The sequence below is a fragment of the Bradyrhizobium sp. SYSU BS000235 genome, assembly GCF_049747295.1.
In the GTDB taxonomy this organism is placed as follows: domain Bacteria; phylum Pseudomonadota; class Alphaproteobacteria; order Rhizobiales; family Xanthobacteraceae; genus Afipia.
The window spans coordinates 4318009-4334566 of sequence record NZ_JBMHJM010000001.1; the positions used below are offsets into that span (position 1 = coordinate 4318009).

Annotated in this window: 13 protein-coding genes; 8 read left to right on the forward strand and 5 right to left on the reverse strand. The window is 60.5% G+C overall.

The features are described 5' to 3' along the window. Positions 1 to 112: 112 nt before the first annotated feature. Both ACP0KA_RS20205 and ACP0KA_RS20210 read right to left on the reverse strand, forming a co-directional pair. Positions 113 to 526 carry a cupin domain-containing protein gene (locus ACP0KA_RS20205; RefSeq protein ID WP_424630506.1) on the reverse strand — a complete coding sequence of 138 codons (414 nt, stop codon included), beginning with the start codon at positions 524 to 526 and terminating at the stop codon, positions 113 to 115. Positions 527 to 892: 366 nt separating this feature from the next. Continuing rightward, positions 893 to 2347 (reverse strand): acetamidase/formamidase family protein, encoded by a 1455-nt coding sequence (locus ACP0KA_RS20210; protein ID WP_424630507.1) that lies wholly within the window; start codon positions 2345 to 2347, stop codon positions 893 to 895. A gap of 597 nt (positions 2348 to 2944) precedes the next feature. On the opposite strand from ACP0KA_RS20210, the gene ACP0KA_RS20215 reads away from it, so the two are divergent. From ACP0KA_RS20215 to ACP0KA_RS20230, 4 genes are all read left to right on the forward strand, one after another. Further along, positions 2945 to 3721, forward strand: a complete 777-nt coding sequence (locus tag ACP0KA_RS20215) for a DUF4239 domain-containing protein (protein ID WP_424630508.1) — start codon at positions 2945 to 2947, stop codon at positions 3719 to 3721. Between the two features lie 200 nt (positions 3722 to 3921). Beyond that, positions 3922 to 5241 carry an amidohydrolase family protein gene (locus ACP0KA_RS20220; protein ID WP_424630509.1) on the forward strand — a complete coding sequence of 440 codons (1320 nt, stop codon included), beginning with the start codon at positions 3922 to 3924 and terminating at the stop codon, positions 5239 to 5241. Positions 5242 to 5253: 12 nt separating this feature from the next. Then, the gene (locus ACP0KA_RS20225; protein ID WP_424630510.1) at positions 5254 to 5793 is read left to right on the forward strand and encodes a DUF1097 domain-containing protein; all 540 of its coding nucleotides are present in this window, start codon (positions 5254 to 5256) and stop codon (positions 5791 to 5793) included. Between the two features lie 204 nt (positions 5794 to 5997). After that, positions 5998 to 7542, forward strand: coding sequence for a gamma-glutamyltransferase family protein (locus ACP0KA_RS20230; RefSeq protein ID WP_424631671.1), 1545 nt, complete (start codon positions 5998 to 6000; stop codon positions 7540 to 7542). A 155-nt stretch (positions 7543 to 7697) separates the two neighbouring features. Here the strand turns inward: ACP0KA_RS20230 and ACP0KA_RS20235 are convergent, their stop codons facing one another. Beyond that, positions 7698 to 8966 (reverse strand): ABC transporter substrate-binding protein, encoded by a 1269-nt coding sequence (locus tag ACP0KA_RS20235; protein ID WP_424630511.1) that lies wholly within the window; start codon positions 8964 to 8966, stop codon positions 7698 to 7700. Positions 8967 to 9325: 359 nt separating this feature from the next. On the opposite strand from ACP0KA_RS20235, the gene ACP0KA_RS20240 reads away from it, so the two are divergent. Both ACP0KA_RS20240 and ACP0KA_RS20245 read left to right on the forward strand, forming a co-directional pair. Next, positions 9326 to 11104 carry a Spy/CpxP family protein refolding chaperone gene (locus ACP0KA_RS20240; protein ID WP_424630512.1) on the forward strand — a complete coding sequence of 593 codons (1779 nt, stop codon included), beginning with the start codon at positions 9326 to 9328 and terminating at the stop codon, positions 11102 to 11104. Between the two features lie 318 nt (positions 11105 to 11422). Continuing rightward, positions 11423 to 12289 (forward strand): DUF2306 domain-containing protein, encoded by an 867-nt coding sequence (locus tag ACP0KA_RS20245; RefSeq protein WP_424630513.1) that lies wholly within the window; start codon positions 11423 to 11425, stop codon positions 12287 to 12289. A 129-nt stretch (positions 12290 to 12418) separates the two neighbouring features. On the opposite strand, the gene ACP0KA_RS20250 is transcribed toward ACP0KA_RS20245, so the two are convergent. Together ACP0KA_RS20250 and ACP0KA_RS20255 are read right to left on the reverse strand one after the other, a co-directional pair. Then, the gene (locus tag ACP0KA_RS20250) at positions 12419 to 13414 is read right to left on the reverse strand and encodes a Bug family tripartite tricarboxylate transporter substrate binding protein (protein ID WP_424630514.1); all 996 of its coding nucleotides are present in this window, start codon (positions 13412 to 13414) and stop codon (positions 12419 to 12421) included. A gap of 356 nt (positions 13415 to 13770) precedes the next feature. Continuing rightward, positions 13771 to 14355, reverse strand: a complete 585-nt coding sequence (locus ACP0KA_RS20255) for a DUF308 domain-containing protein (protein ID WP_424630515.1) — start codon at positions 14353 to 14355, stop codon at positions 13771 to 13773. Positions 14356 to 14525: 170 nt separating this feature from the next. Between ACP0KA_RS20255 and ACP0KA_RS20260 the strand changes: the two genes are divergently transcribed. Both ACP0KA_RS20260 and oxlT read left to right on the forward strand, forming a co-directional pair. Beyond that, on the forward strand, positions 14526 to 14987 hold the full coding sequence (locus tag ACP0KA_RS20260) for a MarR family winged helix-turn-helix transcriptional regulator (protein ID WP_424630516.1): 462 nt from the start codon (positions 14526 to 14528) through the stop codon (positions 14985 to 14987). 140 nt (positions 14988 to 15127) lie between these two features. Further along, positions 15128 to 16438, forward strand: a complete 1311-nt coding sequence (gene oxlT, locus ACP0KA_RS20265) for an oxalate/formate MFS antiporter (RefSeq protein WP_424630517.1) — start codon at positions 15128 to 15130, stop codon at positions 16436 to 16438. The last annotated feature ends 120 nt before the right edge of the window (positions 16439 to 16558 follow it).

Sequence of the window (16558 nt, forward strand, 5' to 3'; positions counted from 1 at the left end):
GAGCAGCCGCCCAACGACTTCAGTCTTCGCGGTGGCTACCTCCGGGAACACCTCGACTCACTGCGCGATCCACCCGCGCGTAATCACCAACGCGCGGGCCGCGATCTCGCCCTTAGGGGAACGTTATTCCGAAAGCCGCCGGGTCGGGCTGCTCGCCGTCCCGGGGGACGAAGAAGCGCTCCAGCCCACCCGGCACGAAGCTGAGCAGTAAGGTCGCCTGGTCTCCGACCACCTCGATCGTATGCGGCACATCGCGGGGAAGAGCCGCGTAGGCGCCCGGTCCCACTTCGACGCGGGTATCGCCGACCCGCGCGATCAGCTTCCCTTGTACCACGTAGATCAGCTCGTCTTCGCGCGAGTGGGTGTGCAGCGGCGGCTCCTCTCCGGCCCGCACTGTCCACAGGACAGCGCCATAGTCGCCTCCCGACTGGCTGCTCTCCACTTTCAGCTCGACGCGCGAGCCCCCGGGTGAGGTCACCGTCTGGCCGCCCTGGGGCGGCGTGAGAATTGGCTGCTTGACTGGCATTTGTCGTCTCCTGATCGTGGATCATCGATTGTCACGCTTGCCTGACGGCCAAGCAGGACCAAACCGCCTGATGCTGTGTGCCTCAGCACAGCGGCCCTAATCGCATACTGCGAATTTGGCTGGAGGATGCCGCCGTCGTCCGACAAAGGAAAATGCCGTGTGACTATTTATCCTATAACTATTTATCATGGACCTCAATTCGGGCACGATTGCATCGCGGCGGCCTTGCCTGCTGCGGCTGCCGTGGCCACCCGGTGCGCTAATCGCCATGCTCGCTGCGATGTCTTTGTCCGAGATTGGCCGGCCAATCTCGATATGCAGCGCGACGCGGCCGGCTCCTGCGAACGACCGCGTCGGTGTCAAGGATCAAGTCTCGCCGCCGGCGAAGATATCCTTCTTGATGACCGCGTGAACGCCCCAATTTCCATCAACCACTTGGGTGATGCCGAAGTCGACGCCGATCGTAATCAAAGAGATCGCTTCATCCTCGGTCAGCTTCTTGGTCGTCATCAGAAATTTGCGCATCTTCCGGAACGCATCGCGCAACGCGAGGTCAACCGATGATTTCGAGTAAATGTCCGACTGTGCTTTGTCTCCTAATTCGGTGAGATAGTTGGCGAAGCTGAAGCCGTGCACCAGCCACTCGTCCTTAGTTTCCAGCATCGGATAGTCCAGAGCTTCGAGCGCTGTACCGACGAGATCGGCCTTCTTGTGCAGGATGATCTGGAAGGTGCCGTTCAACGAGCATTCGATTGCCGTCCCGCACAGCTCTGAATCTCCCTGAGAAGCATGTGAATCGCCGACTGATAACAGGGCGCCTTCGACTGCAACCGGATAATACATCGTGGCGCCTTTGCCGATGCGCCAATTATCAATGTTGCCGCCGGTATAGCTCGGCGGAATCGAGTCGACGATATCCGCTTCCTTGGGCGCCAAGCCGATCACGCCGAAGTGCGGACGTATCGGAATGCGCACATTCTTCAGGATGCCGTGGTTTTCCTTGATCGTGGAGTGATCGACCGGAACGCCAGGATAGTCGATGGTTTTGTGAACGACGCCGGAGGGGTCGGTCTGTGGAGTCCATTGGAAATTATACACGGCCTTCGCCCAGTTGCGTTCGCCGGTGGCGTCGACTTCGTAGATTGTGATGACTTCGCGCGGCTTTGGCTCGGTGAGCAGGTCCTTATAGTGAAAGCCCCACCATGCGGCCGCGTTGCTGCCGAAAGCCTTTCCGGGATATTGCGGATTAGCGCAGGGCCGGGGCGTGACGTCGATGATGCGCAACTCGATCACGTCACCCTCCTGGGCGCCGCGTACGTAGACCGGGCCGGTGCAGATGTGCACGCCAAGGCCTTCGCCTGCGCCGCGCCCGAACAGCGAAGCATCCATCGGTCCTGCGCCGCGTCGGTTTACGCCCTTCTTCTCCTTGGTCCACAGGAACACGCTTTCAGCGCCGGGATCGCCCTTCACCATGCGCTCGGCGTCGTCATTGGCATGGTGGGTCAATGCCTCAATGGTGATGAAGTCGCCTGAATCGATCTCCACCTGCGGCTTCAACTTCTTGCTGAAATAGCCCCAATGCACAGTGTCGGCATTCGCCGGCAAGTGATGATAGGACCGCTTGGCCGGTTGGTTTCTCTCGGCGGCAGCCGCCATCTGCGGCGTCACCAAGGAAATGCCGCCCGCGGTCATCGCCGCTGCGCCGCCGGCCGCGGCGAAGCTGGACCTCAAGAACGACCGGCGTTCCCGATCGAGCGTTTCCTTGAACTTGCGGTGGTGCAATTCGAATTCCGGACAGTCCTTGTCGTCACCTGCGCACATTGGATCTCTCCTGGTTTGAACGTGTGTTTTACGCACGCCTTCATCCCATCGCAGTCCATTGGAGCAGTCAAACCCCGCGCATCATCCAACGTGAGTGTTGCACCACGAAAATCGCGTCACCGGCTAGCGAAGCCAGGGGATATGCGACGCTTGCTTATTGCTTGAGCAATGCGCGCTCAAACTTTGAGAAACATGGGCATTGTTTGAGCGCAACAAGTTCTTGGCGCTGGTGAACTCTCAAGATCGCGAAACAGAGCATTGAAGTTCTGACATTGATACCTCTGCGCGGCGATAGCGCGGTCCAATGATGGACAATGTCTGTCATTGGCCCATCGCGACGTTGCGCTGCCGCAGAACTCCGGCCGCTATTGCGGCAGAGCGGACGCAGTCTTCGCCGCATCAGGCCGCCGGGTTTATGGGGACACGGCCTAACCTTCCAGAACGACTGGAGGCGGCCGGGCGCCTACCTCGATTGAGAGTATTGATTTCAGGAACTCACCGTTGCCTATTGGCTGCGACGCCACCAGAAATAATCGTTCTCTCTAAGTGCCTTGAACGCATTCCGGAAAGGCAGGAGCAGCCAGCTCAGGAGGACCAATGTTGCATTGGGTTGAGTCCCAATCGATCCTCGGCATCACGCTTTTTATATTCGGCTTCTGCTACGTGTTGACGATGGTGATTTTTGGCGCAGCCGCAATCCTGTCCCGGCGCGCGGTGGCGAAGGAGCTGAAGGCGGCGTCGCCTGTGACGTTGACGCCTCTCGCGGTCATCCTGGCGCTGCTCCTCGCCTTCCTGTCCTCGCGTGTTTGGACCAATGTCGACCGCGCCGGGGGATATGTCGGTCAGGAAGCCAGTGCGCTGCGGCAGGCCGTGCTGCTCGCGGATGCCTTGCCGCCGGATGTCCGGAACAGTCTGCGCGAAAGCATCAAGCGCCACCTCCAGTTCATCGAAACGCATGATTGGCCGGCGATGGGCCGGGGCGAAGCCAACTTGCAAGTAATTCCGGGTGGATTAACCGACGCAATGGCGGCGATCCTTTCCTTTACGCCCGCACAACCCGCTCAGCAGCTGGCTCAGGAGCGCGCTTTGGTGGCTATCGAACAAGCGCTTGACGCCCGGCGAGACAGAACTCGGCTCAGCCAGGTTCAGATCGCGCCGGTCCAGTGGATAGTCATCATTGTCCTGATGGTGCTGATCCTCGTGACCATCGCGATGATCCATATCGATAATCGAACGGCGATGGCGGCGACTCTGTCGATCTTTTCAACGGCCGTCGCTCTGTGCCTCGTCCTTCTCATGATCTACGACCGGCCTTTTGCCTTCGGCGGCGTGACCATGGCACCGACGACGTTTCGAGAGGTCGCTGTGGAGTGACATCCTGGCAGTTCGCCCGCCGGCAGATCTATCAGTTCACGCCCTAGGAATATTCCTAGACCATCTTAGGACCCCGCCGATTTACGGTTCTCCATAAAGCCCGCTAGCTTCATGGTTAGCGAGTTACCAACGAGTCCCTCAACGGGACCGGGCCTGAAACACCCAAAAACAAGCTCGCATTTGCACGGGAGGAGTGCAGGATGGATATTGTTATCCGCAACGTCCGTATCGAGGACGGCAAGCCGCTTGTCGATATCGGGATCAAGGACGGAAAGATCGCCGCGATCGAGGAACGCCTCGACAAGACCGGCGATCAGGAAATCGATGCAGATGGCCGTGTGGCGTTGCCGGGTTTCATCGAACCTCATCTGCACCTCGACAAAGCGTTCCTTCATCGTCGCCTGCCGGCGCGTTTCGGAACACTGGATGAGGCGATCCGCGTCACCGGCATTCTGAAGGCCAAGCAGGAACGCGAGGATGTTCTCGCTCGTTCGCGTCAGGTTCTGGATATGGCGGTGCGGAATGGAACCTCCGTCATCCGCGCCCACCCCGATGTCGATCCGATCCAGGGCTTGATCGGTGTCGAGACGGCGTTGCAGCTGAAGGACGAATATCGCGATCTCCTCGATCTTCAGATCGTGGCGTTTCCGCAAGAGGGCATCCTGAAAACGTCGGGCGTGCTCGATCTGATGAAACAGGCGCTGGCGATGGGCGCCGATGTCGTCGGCGGCTGTCCCTACAATGAGTTGAGCTGGACCGACACCTGTGCCCACATCGATCAGGTGTTCGAGCTTGCCCTGAAGCAAGACCTCGATATCGACATGCACGCCGATTTTGCCGACGACACGCAGGACCAGCGTTTCGCCGCAGCCGAGTACATCGCCAGAAAGACCATCGCGACCGGCTATCAGGGCCGTGTTGCGCTCGGCCATATGACCAGCCTCGGGGCGCGGATCCCGGAGGAGGCGAAGCCCGTCATCGATCTGCTGCGTGAAGCCGACATTCACGTGGTGACGCTGCCCGCCACTGATCTTTATCTGGGCGGACGCAAGGACGAGGCCAAGCCGCGGCGCGGGCTGACGCCGGTGCGGGCTCTGCATATGGCGGGCGTCAACGTTGCCTATTCGTCCAACAACATCCGAAACGCATTTACGCCGTTCGGAAAGGCCGACCCGCTTCAGATCGGCAATCTGCTGGCGCATATCGTTCAGTTCGGTACGCCGGACCATCAGCTCGAAATTCTCAAGATGAGTACCGCGAACGCCGCGCGCGCCGTCGGATTAGCGGATCGCTACGGCCTGGCCGTCAGCAAGCAGGCCGACCTGATGATCCTCGACACGCATGCGGTCGCCGACGCGTTGCTGGATCTGCCGCCGCGGCTGTGGGTTCTCAAGCGCGGCCGCATCACCGTGGTCACCACATATGAAAGCAAGATTTGCCGGGAGTGCGGGCACGCCCACACCGCCGCGCATGATCACGCCGAACAAAATCAAAAGAAGAAGTCTGCAGCAACGCATTGAGGAGGAAACATCATGAGCAAATTGCCTGCTGAAATTGTAGCATCCGCACTCGCCGTTACGACGATTTTCATCGGTATGGTGTTTCATCTTCCGCCATGGGCGATCTTCATCACCTGGGCCGGCACGTTTGCCGCGGGTGGGCCCAGTGCGAGCGTTCTGAAGAAATTCTTCCCGACGATGGTCGTGGGCGGAATTTTCGCCTGTGCCATTGTGATGTGCTTCAAAGTGGCGTCGCAGTACTTTACCGGTACGCCCTACATCCTCGCGGAGTGTGTGATCCTGTTCACGCTCAATGCAACGATGATGTCGCTCGCCCGCTTTTTCCCTGCGCTCAGCTTCATCCCCGGCATGTTCTTCGGTTTCGCCTCGTTCTTCGCCACCTATTTCGGCAAGTTCGGTCCGGTGCCGGGAGATCCGCTGTTCGCGTTGGCTGCGTCGGTGTCGATGAACGCCGTGGGACCGATCTATGCATGGATCACTGCAAATTTCGGCGCGCATCATCATGCTCCGGAAGAAAGCGCGCAGGTTCGCGTTCGGGAAGCAGTGTCCTAACGTTCCGCATCTCGTGCGGTGGTTCAGAAGGATTGAATTTCTGAACCACCACACTGCACCTCTTACTCTAAGAGCAAGAAAAGAATTCCCTTCATGAGCCGGCCTTTCGATAGCGCGCTGAAGAACGATCGCACTCAGCGTTTCCCATCCGCATCAGAGGCGGCAACCGCAATCCATCCGGCACTCGCCACATCACGGCGCGGAATGGTGACGAGCCCGCACACGCTGGCGAGCGAAGCCGGAGCGAAGGTCCTGCGTGAGGGCGGCAACGCGATCGAGGCTGCCATCGCAATCGGCGCGGTGATTGCGGTGACCTATCCGCACTTTTGCGGGCTGGGTGGGGACGCGATCTGGATGGTCGCGGACAGGCAAGGCAACAACACCGTCTTTCTCGGCCTCGGGCAGGCCGCGCAGAACCTGCCGGCCTATACGGCACCGATTGCCACACGTGGCGCGCCATCGACCGTGGTGTCGGCGGGCGCGGTCGATTCCTGGCGGCAGGTGCATGATTATTCCCGCGATCGCTGGAGCGGCAGAACGAGTTTTGCGTCCTTGCTTGATCCGGCGATCGGCTACGCAGAGTTTGGGTTTCCGGTGACGCCGTCGCAATTGTTCTGGACATCGTTCCGGACAGACGAACTGGCGGACTGGCATCGCTTCGCAGATATTTTCCTGCCCAACGGCAAGGCGCCGGCACCGGGCGACCTATTCGTGCAAAGGGACCTGGCCCGCAGTTTGAAGGCGATCGCGAAGCACGGCGCACGCGAATTTTATGAGGGCGAACTCGCAGGCCGCATCGCGAAAGGCTTGCAAGTTGCCGGTTCTCCGCTTACCGCATCCGATCTTGCCAAGACCTTCTGCCGGCAGGAGAAGGCGGTGACGCTGGACTACCGCGGGTTTACGTTGCTTGCGCCGCCGCCGCCGACACAGGGCGTGACCACACTCCAGATCATGGGCATATTGAACGAGCTCGGCTTCGACGGGGTCGAGGAGGGCAGTGCGGCGTATTATCATCGCTGTGTCGAAGCCGTGAAGCAGGCCTTCCTGGATCGCGACGGCATCGCGGATCCCGACTTTGCGGGTGTGTCGACCGAGCAATTATTGTCGCCGCAGCGATTGGCACAGAAGGCGGCGGCGATCAGGCCGCAGGCGTTGCCGTGGCCACACGTCTTCAGAACGGGCGATACGGTCTACTTCGCCGCGACCGATGCGCAAGGCCGCAGCGTCAGCGTCCTGCAGAGCACTTATTTCGATTGGGGGAGCGGTGTGGTCGCCGGCGATACCGGCGTGCTTTGGCAGAACAGAGGTGCGGCGTTCTCCATCGATCCCAACAGTCCGAATGCGATCGCGCCCGGCAAACGTCCTTTTTATACGTTGAATCCTGGATTGGCTTTGAAGAATGGCAAGCCTCATGTTCTTTACGGGACACAAGGCGCCGACGGTCAGCCGCAGACGTTGACGGCGCTGCTGACCCGATTGCTCGATTACAAGCTCGATCCGTTGCAGGCCCTGTCACGGCCTCGGTTCCTGCTTGGGAAAACATTCTCCGACAGCCGCGATACGCTGAAGCTCGAAGAAGATGCCGGCACGTCGACGATCAACAGGCTTGCCGCATTGGGGCATGAGACGAGTGTCATCTCGTCGAACAGCCCGTTGGGCGGGCAGGCCGGCGCCATCGTGCTTCATGACGATGGTCTGATTGAAGGCGCGCACGATCCACGCAGCGACGGCCTGGCGATCGGGATCTGACCACGAAATCGCCGGCGATCGAAGGTTCGGCCTCGATTTCAAAAACGCGAAGCCCATTCGCTTCTTGTCTTACAAAAAAATGGCGCGCCCTCGAAAGACCGCGCCATCACTTCGATCTCCGATCGCTTCAACCTCAATCCGGTTGAGGGGCCCAATTACTTGCTCGGATGGGCGAAGCTCGGATATTTCACCTTGCCTTGGGCGATCTTGGCCGGCCAGATCGTGACCTGCTTGCCATCCTGCCACTGGAAGATCATGCCGCTGACGGCATCGGGCCCATAAACAAGACCGTGGGTGAACTGATCGTCTTTCCCGTAAAACTTCACGCGGCCGATGGTGCCGACATAGTCGGTCTTTTCCAGCTCAGCGACCATCTTGTCCGGATCGGTCGAGCCGGCGCGCTTGATCGCATCCGCGATGATATAGACCTCGTCATAGGCGGTGTAGCCGGTATAGGCGGGATCCTTGCCGAACTTTGCCTTGAAGGCGGCTGCGAAAGGGATGGTCTTCGGCGTCACGGCCGCGGTGGCGCTCGCAACGGCCAGCGATGGAATGCCGTCCGCAGCACCATTGGTGTCGGCCCAGAAGGTCGGGCTCAACGCCTGCGCGCTCACGCCGAACATCGGGATCGGCACCTGCTGGTTCTTCCACTGCACCGTCGGCTGCACGCCGACATGGGAGATGCCGGTGATGATGACGTCCGGCTTCTTGCCCTCGAGCTGGTTGAAGATCGGCGTGAAGTCACTGGTGTCAGGCGAGAAGCGAATGTGATCGACCACCTTCAGGCCGGCTTTCGGCAGGCAGGCCTCATAGCCTTCATCGAGCGGTTTGGTCCACGCTGCGTCCTCGCTCATGATGGCCGCAGTCTTCATCTTCATGCCGTCAACCAGCAATTCCTTGGCGGCGTCGCACACCGCCTGGGATTGCGCCGCCGACGTCAGATAGCCGTGGAAGGTGTATTTGTTTTTGTCGTAATTCGCGTGAACCGCCTTGGTGATCTCGTTGGATGCAGCACCGGGTGTGATCAGCGGCATCTTCAGCCGCGCCGCCCATGGCTCCAGCGCCAACACGACCTCGCTGATATAGCTCGCGATCACGGCGCTGACCTTGTCATCGGAGACGGCGCGCTGGAAGGCGCGGACCGAATCCGCGGACGAGCTCTTGTTGTCGTAGGAGACGATCTCGATCTTGCGTCCGTTGATGCCACCCTTGGCGTTGATCTCGTCGGCTGCGATCTGCGCGCCGCCCGGGGTTGCCGCGCCGGCAATCGACTGGATTTCCGCGATCACGCCGATCTTGATCGGGTCTTTCGATTGCGCGAAGGCCGGAAATGCGCAGCAGGCGGTCAAGGCCGCAATGGCGGTGGTCGCTTTCAGAAAATAGGAAAACTTAAGGTTGGTTCGAGCCAGGGTGGCTTGAGTCATGGACGTCTTCTCTCCCGTTAAGATCCGTCTTTGGTGACGGCTTGGGAGAAGTCCAACACAGGCGAAAGCCTAACGCAACGGTCTATTCGAGAGGGACCTATCGGACTACGATGCGTCACCGTTAGGCCCGGGCGAGCTCAAATTCCCGCTATCTCTTCGTCACCTTGGCCTTTACGTCTGCCCGGCGAGTGCGGACCGGATCGGTGCGAACTGTTCATCCTGTGCTGCTGGTGGACCGGATCGAAGCTTTCGACAAGCGAGCCATTCAATAGAGCGATCACACGCTCGCGCAACGGGGAACAATCTGTCTCGTATTGAGTTGAGCGGTGAGGGCCCTTGGTTGTGTGGGAGGGGGTGTGATGACGTCACCCGTGTTCAGTTTCAGGTCGAAATTTATCGCATGCGCAGCCGCGCTGGCATTGGCGATGGCGTTCTCCGCTGCGGCCTATGCGAGAGGCGGCGGCGGCTTCCATGGCGGTGGAGGTGGATTTCGCGGTGGTGGTGGTGGCGGTTTTCACGGCGGCGGCGGATTTCGCGGTGGCGGAGGCGGTTTTCACGGTGGAGGATTCCATGGCGGCGGTTTTCGTGGCGGTGGATTCCATGGTGGAGGCTTCCGGGCCGGCGGCTTTCGCGGCGGCGGCATGCATTTCGGCGGAGCACGCTTGGGCGGTGGCCGCGCGTTTGTAGGAAGATCTCATTTCGGCCCGCGTTCGTTTGGGCACCGTTCGTTTGCGGGTCGCTCGTTCGCGCGTCCGGGCTTTCACGGTGGACGTTCATTCGGCGGCCGTTCGTTCAACAACCGATCATTCGCCGGGCGCAATAATGCTCGCTTCAACAGGCGTGCCGCTGCGATAGGTGCAGGCGCTGGAGCCGGGGCCGCCGCGCTCGCGGGGCGTCGTGGCAATGTGGCGCGCAACGCCAACGTGACCCGCAATGCGCGCGCGGTGCAACGTTCACTGAACGCGCGCTCGGTCAATCGGGCCTTGCGCAACAATGCCGGGCTGCGCAATCCGCGCAACCGCGCGCTGATCACCGCGGGTGTGGCCACTGCGGCGTGGCATGGCGGCAATTGGCACGGCGGCAACTGGCATGGTGGCCGCAACTGGTGGTGGCGCCATCACAACGGCGGCTTCGGCTGGGTCGGCCCGGTGTTCTGGCCGTTCGCCTTCTATGACATTTACGACTACGCCTTCTGGGGTGCTCCCTATGATGACGGGTTCTGGGGCTATGGCTATCCGGACCTGTATGCCGGCATGTTCGGCCCCTATGGCTATGATGATCTGATGGCCTATGCGGGCTACCTTCCGCGCACCGCCAGCAGGGGCGGAGGCACTCGCGAGAGTTATGCCTACGCGCCCTCGAAAGGCGGATCGTCGAAAAACCGGACCAAGACAAGCCTGGCGCAAATGTGCGGTGACGATTCGAGCCGGCTGATCGGCGGGTTGCCGATCGATGCCTTCCAGAATGCGATCCAGCCGAATGAACAGCAGCGCGCCGCGCTCGATGACCTCGGCAACGCGTCGGTCAAAGCGGCAGGCATTCTTAAGGACTCGTGCCCCACCGAAGTGGCGCTCACGGCGCCGGGCCGCCTTGCAGCGATGCAGCAGCGCATTGAGGCGATGATCTCCGCGGTGCAGACGGTGCAAGGGCCGCTGGAGAAGTTCTACGGCCTGTTGAACGATGAGCAGAAGGCGCAGATCAATGCGCTCTCCACCTCGGGCGAGCGCCAGCGTTCGGCCAAGACTGCGTCACGCCAGACCGAGGCGAAAGCCGGTCCCGCTGGTGCAGCTTCAGCCGGAGGTGCCTGCGATGCGACGCAGCCTGAACTGACGCAGTGGCCGGCCGCGGCTATCGAGGACTCGGTCAAGCCGAACGAGCAGCAGCGCAAATCACTCGACGCGCTTCAGGCTGCAGCCGGCAAGGCCGCGGACTCGTTGAAAGCATCGTGCGTGAACCGGCCGGAGGATGCGCAGACGCCGCCGGCACGGCTCGCGGCCGTCAGCCAGCGGCTCAATGCCATGCTCGACGCCGTGAAGACCGTGCGCACGGCGATGAATGACTTCTACGGGTCGTTGACCGACGAGCAGAAGGCATCCTTCGACGCAATCCGTCCGCAACAGGCGGATGCGCGCCGATAAGTTCGCCGGCGTGAATAATAAGAGCGAATAAATTTGTGGAGGAATGCGTCCCGACACCCCAGCCGCACCGCGCGGCTGGGGTGTTCGTATGTGAAGGAGGAAACGCCCTCACTGTGGGCGTCATCGGCCTTCATAAGGCTGAGGGCATCTCACCTTCCACTCTGTGTCTCCCTAGGCGGACCTCCCATGGTTGTGCTCTGAGCGGCATACGAACAACTTTCGACCTCGTTCACATTGCACGGCGCGCAATGTGAACACGCGGTCGCGCGGTATTCTCTATTGTGCAGCGGCGGTGAAAGAAGGCGCGAAGGATACGCAGTGACGAGCAACGAGGCGGTCGACGCGACGACGGCGCAACCGACCATTCCGAAACACATGGCGAGGGGCGGGGCGGTTCGCATCACCAAGCTTGTGCTGGCCACGGTGGTCTGGATCAGCGCCATCCTGTTTGCCGCTTATATCTTGGCGCGGTACATCGGTGCCTTGGGAGACGGCAGGCTCGACGCCTGGAACAGGGATTTGCCGTTGCTTTATGAGGCTGGCAAGTCGGCGGCGACCACCGGCATCGGTGTGCATTTCGTCGCCGGGGCCATCCTGCTGCTGCTTGGTCCACTGCAATTCATCCAGGCGATCCGCGATCATGCTCCAGCGGTGCACCGCTGGATCGGACGCGTCTATGCCTCCGCGGCGTTGATCGCCGGCCTTGGCGGACTGACTTTCATCGCGCTCAAGGGCACCGTCGGTGGCAGACCGATGGATATTGGATTTGGGTTGTATGGCGCGCTGACGGCGCTGGCCGCCGTCATGACTCCGTATTACGCATGGCAACGCCAATTCGTGAAACATCGCGCCTGGGCGATCCGGCTTTTCGCGCTTGCCATCGGTTCGTGGCTGTACCGGATGGATTACGGCCTATGGCTGTCGTTGACGCACCGCCTCGGTCACACCAAGTCCTTCGACGGACCTTTCGATGTCATCATGGCCTACTTCTTCTTCGTCCCGAATCTGATCGTCGGGGAGATCATCATCCGTACCCCGATTGATCGGATGCAGCGCGCCGGCCGCGCAGTCACTGCCGCAGGTCTGATTGTCGCGACTGGGTTGGTCGTCCTCAGCACCTTCTACTTCACCACCTATCACTGGGGTCCGGATATCCTGGCGCGGCTGCGCAGTTTCACAATGTAGCGTTGGGCGGGCAGGGATAAAGCCCGCGAGGTGACCCGCGGGCTCGGTCATTTCCAGTTTCATTATCGCCTCCGATCAACGAGGCACATCGGCGGATAAGACGTTAAGGCGTGGCGATGCCGCAGTGGCTCAATCCACTTTCAGATTTGCGGCCTTGACCACTTTCTCCCACTTCGCGGTCTCATCCTCGATCATCTTGCCGAAGGCTTCCGGCGGCCCGATCAGCGGTTCGCCGCCGAGATCGGTCAACTTCGCCTTGATCGCCGGTTCGGCGAGCACTTCGTTCACAGCGGCATTGAGCTTGGCGATGATCTCCGGCGGCGTCTTCTTCGGCGCGCCCATGCCGAACAGGGCGCTGGCCTCGTAGCCGGGCACCGTCTCGGCTACGGTCGGGACGTCCGGCAGCAACGGCGATCGCTTGTCGGTGGTCACGGCCAATGCGCGCAGATTGCCCGAGCGGATGTGCTGGATGATCGAGGGCATGTTGTCGAAGATCAACTGGACCTGGTTGCCCGTCATGTCGGTGATCGCAAGCGCAGCGCCGCGATAAGGCACGTGCTGCATCTTCGCACCGGTCATCATCATGAACATTTCGCCGGACAGATGCACCGACGTGCCGTTGCCCGACGACGCCATGTTCACCTTGTCCGGATTGGCTTTCACATAGGCGATAAACTCGGCGACATTCTTCGCAGTGATCTGCTTGTTGACGGTCATCACATTGGCGGTGCGGTGGAAAGCGGCGACCGGCGCGATGTCACGCAAGAAGTTGAAGTTCAGCTTCGTATAGAGTGTCGCATTGATGTAATTCGCCGGATTGACCAGCAGCACGGTGTAGCCATCGGGCTCCGCATGCGCCACGGCTTCGGTGCCGATATTGTTCCCGGCGCCCGGCTTGTTCTCGATGATGAACTGCTGGCCCATCTTCTCCGACAGGCGTTGTCCGATCAGGCGTGCCAGAATGTCGGTGGCGCCGCCCGGCGGATAACCGACGATCCAGCGGATCGGCCGGTTCGGATAGTTGCTCGCATCCGCCAGTGCGGGCGCGACAGACGTGAGCGTAGATGCGGCAAACGCAGAAAAACCCAGCGCGATCAAACCGATCGCGGCACGACGTGACATCATATTTCGTTCCCTCCGGCTGCCGCGACTTGGCGCGCGGTCAGCGTGTGTTGAATTGACAACACCCGTCTGTAGCAAACAATTCGACTATCGACCATTGCGACACCCTGCGGCACCGCACCAAATGAACGCCTAAAGAGCGGGCAAGAGCTGCGCATTGGCTTGTCGTGCTGCGTGCAGCCATTCGCCGCCTTTTGCCGCGCTTCGTTGTCGATGCCAAAGTGCAGCGGTCCCGGTGAGCTGCCTTGCGCCAAGCGCGAAGTGAGCCGTCATCACGGCATCCGGGAACAGAGAGAGGGGAAGAGATCAGCGTGCCCGCTGCGGACACGCTGCCGTAGGGTAAAGGAGAGTTGCCGCGATCAGTGAGCGCGCCGGCGATTTGAGACCAGCAACACCACAGCGGAGATCAGGAAGTAAAACGAACCAAATGCTGCGTAGGGCGCCACATCCATGATCGTCGGGATATTCGCGTGGCTCACTTGCACCACAAAGAACGCGCCGGCCAGCATCGATTGGGCTCCGCTCAGGATCATCGCCCACTGTGCACCGAACATGCGCCAGCGGTGAACGCCTGTGGCCAGCTGCGCCAGTCCCGCCGCGATTGCCCAGATCCCGAACACTGCGAGCACCGCATTCATGCTCGACTGCAATGCAATCGCCACTGCGACCGAGGCGGCGAGGCTGACGGCCACATTCAGCGTCTGCGTCGGATTCGTTTTTAGACCACCGCTGCCTTGCGCATCGAGCCAGTTCGCCAACGCATCCCACGCAGGATAGCTGATGAGCAGGAGTGCTTCGGCCGTGGCAGATGATCGGCCGAGGACAGCCGCCGCCGCCACCCAGGCCGCGGCAACAATGGACCGCACAAGGTAATACCGCGCCAGATTTCCGGTTAATTCGGCGCGTACGCCGATGTTTTGCGGATTGGCTGTCGTCGTCGTCATTGCAAACTCCATCACCGAGTGAGTCAGGCCGCCGGCCGGGAAGGCTGGTGGTGCTTGTGTATATATTTCGCGATAATTATTGTCGCGATATGCATATGAAGCTTGATCGGGCGCGCGTCCAGAATTATTTATCGCGATATACGTTATTGTGATCAGCCCGAGGAACGGCCGTGGCCCCTGACGAACTCTTATTGGATCAGCAGCTCTGTTTTGCCCTGTACGGCGCCAGCATGGCGATCGGCCGTGCTTACAAGCCGCTGCTCGATGCTCTGGAGATCACCTATCCGCAATATCTCGTTCTGAGCACGTTGTGGGAAGGCGGCGCACAAAGCGTCGGTGATATCGCAGAGCGGCTGGCGCTGGAGTCGAGCACGATCACACCACTGGTGAAGCGGCTTGAACATGGCGACTTCGTCCTGCGCAAACGCAATCCTGAAGACGAGCGGCAAGTGGTGGTGAGCCTCACGGCGAAGGGAACGGCACTGCGCAAAAAGGCGCGCTGTCTGGGTGAGACTTTGTTTGCCGCAGCCGGCATGACGCCGAAGCGCTTGATCGACCTCAATCGCGAAGTCCGGGCCTTCCGTGATGCCGTGGCTGACTTCCTTGAAAAGAACGTTTCCACGGCGCCGTGAATTCCGCGATCCGGGTCTATTCGAGAAACGAGGCGCCGGCTCGCGGAACTTGATCACGTCTCGGGCATTATGGATTTCGAGAAATATCGCATTCCGACACAACTGCACCGCGCTGGACGCGAGGGCGAGGAGTGGCTCCCATGACTGCGATCTCACGAAGCGATCGGCCTGCCGAGCGAGTTTCCGACGCGACCCGCTGGACCCAGTTGATCCTCGGCATTCTCTGCATGGTGATGATCGCCAACCTCCAATACGGCTGGACACTTTTCACAATTCCCATCAGCCAGAAACATGGCTGGAATCTGGCGTCGATCCAGGTCGCTTTCACGCTCTTCGTGCTGTTCGAAACCTGGCTGGTGCCGGCCGAGGGTTACCTGGTCGATCGCTTCGGGCCACGGATCATGGTGTTCGCGGGCGGATGGCTCACGGGGATCGCCTGGATTCTCAACTCCTACGCCAACACGCTTGCGATGTTGTACCTCGCACAGATCATCGGAGGGCTTGGAGCGGGGGCTGTTTACGGCACCTGCGTCGGCAACGCCCTTAAATGGTTTCCTGATCGCCGCGGGTTCGCGACCGGATTGACCGCCGCGGGCTTCGGCGTCGGCTCTGCGCTCACGATCATTCCCATTCAAAAGATGATTTCAACGCATGGCTACGAGAGTACGTTTTTTACCTTCGGCATCGGCCAAGGCATCGTCGTAGTGGTGCTGTCCTTGTTCCTGTTCGCACCGCAGCCTGGACAAACACCGGAAGCCTCGACCAGCAAGCTCGTCCAGCAAAGTCGCGTGCAGTACGAACCCATGCAGGTGCTCAAAGAGCCGACATTCTGGGTCATGTATGTGATGTTTGTGCTGATGGCGGCGGGTGGATTGATGGCGACCGCGCAACTCAAGCCTATCGCCAAGGACTTTCAGCTCGGTACCATCCCGGTGACGTTACTTGGCATCACGCTGCCGGCCTTGACGTTTGCGTTGACGATCGATCGCGTTCTCAACGGGCTGACGCGGCCGTTCTTCGGCTGGGTCTCTGATTTCATCGGCCGCGAGAACACCATGTTCATTGCGTTCGTGCTGGAGGGCATCGGTATCTGGGCTCTGTATGTGTATGGGCAAAGCCCGGTGGCGTTTGTGCTTCTGAGCGGCGTCGTGTTCTTCGCCTGGGGTGAGATTTACAGTCTCTTTCCCACCACCTGCACCGATTGCTTTGGCGCGAAGTACGCCACGACCAATGCCGGCTTGCTTTACACGGCGAAAGGAACGGCCTCACTGCTTATCCCGTTCGCCAACGTGCTGGTGGCCGCGACCGGCGGCTGGAAGAGCGCCTTTATCATCGCCGCGCTCTTTAATGTTATCGCCGCCCTGATGGCGATCTTTGTTCTCAAGCCGATGAGGGCGAAGTTGATGACGCGCACGGGCGCAGCGTGGCCGGCCGGGGTGCAGCCCACCTGACGCATGTCGCTAGGAGCAGACGGGCTCGATACGCCCCGGACGACAGCTTCGTCGCCGCGCTAAGCGTGGCTCATCACCATTACCGAAACTGCGTGACATTGGGCGCGGGCGGATTTGGGT

Bases quoted from the DNA above. Each gene is read 5' to 3' on its own strand.
- ACP0KA_RS20255 (WP_424630515.1), bottom strand. From the start codon at position 14,355: ATGACGACGACGACAGCCAATCCGCAAAACATCGGCGTACGCGCCGAA.
- ACP0KA_RS20220 (WP_424630509.1), top strand. From the start codon at position 3,922: ATGGATATTGTTATCCGCAACGTCCGTATCGAGGACGGCAAGCCGCTT.
- ACP0KA_RS20235 (WP_424630511.1), bottom strand. From the start codon at position 8,966: ATGACTCAAGCCACCCTGGCTCGAACCAACCTTAAGTTTTCCTATTTT.
- ACP0KA_RS20230 (WP_424631671.1), top strand. From the start codon at position 5,998: ATGGTGACGAGCCCGCACACGCTGGCGAGCGAAGCCGGAGCGAAGGTC.
- ACP0KA_RS20240 (WP_424630512.1), top strand. From the start codon at position 9,326: ATGACGTCACCCGTGTTCAGTTTCAGGTCGAAATTTATCGCATGCGCA.
- ACP0KA_RS20205 (WP_424630506.1), bottom strand. From the start codon at position 526: ATGCCAGTCAAGCAGCCAATTCTCACGCCGCCCCAGGGCGGCCAGACG.
- oxlT (WP_424630517.1), top strand. From the start codon at position 15,128: ATGACTGCGATCTCACGAAGCGATCGGCCTGCCGAGCGAGTTTCCGAC.
- ACP0KA_RS20250 (WP_424630514.1), bottom strand. From the start codon at position 13,414: ATGATGTCACGTCGTGCCGCGATCGGTTTGATCGCGCTGGGTTTTTCT.
- ACP0KA_RS20215 (WP_424630508.1), top strand. From the start codon at position 2,945: ATGTTGCATTGGGTTGAGTCCCAATCGATCCTCGGCATCACGCTTTTT.
- ACP0KA_RS20210 (WP_424630507.1), bottom strand. From the start codon at position 2,347: ATGTGCGCAGGTGACGACAAGGACTGTCCGGAATTCGAATTGCACCAC.
- ACP0KA_RS20225 (WP_424630510.1), top strand. From the start codon at position 5,254: ATGAGCAAATTGCCTGCTGAAATTGTAGCATCCGCACTCGCCGTTACG.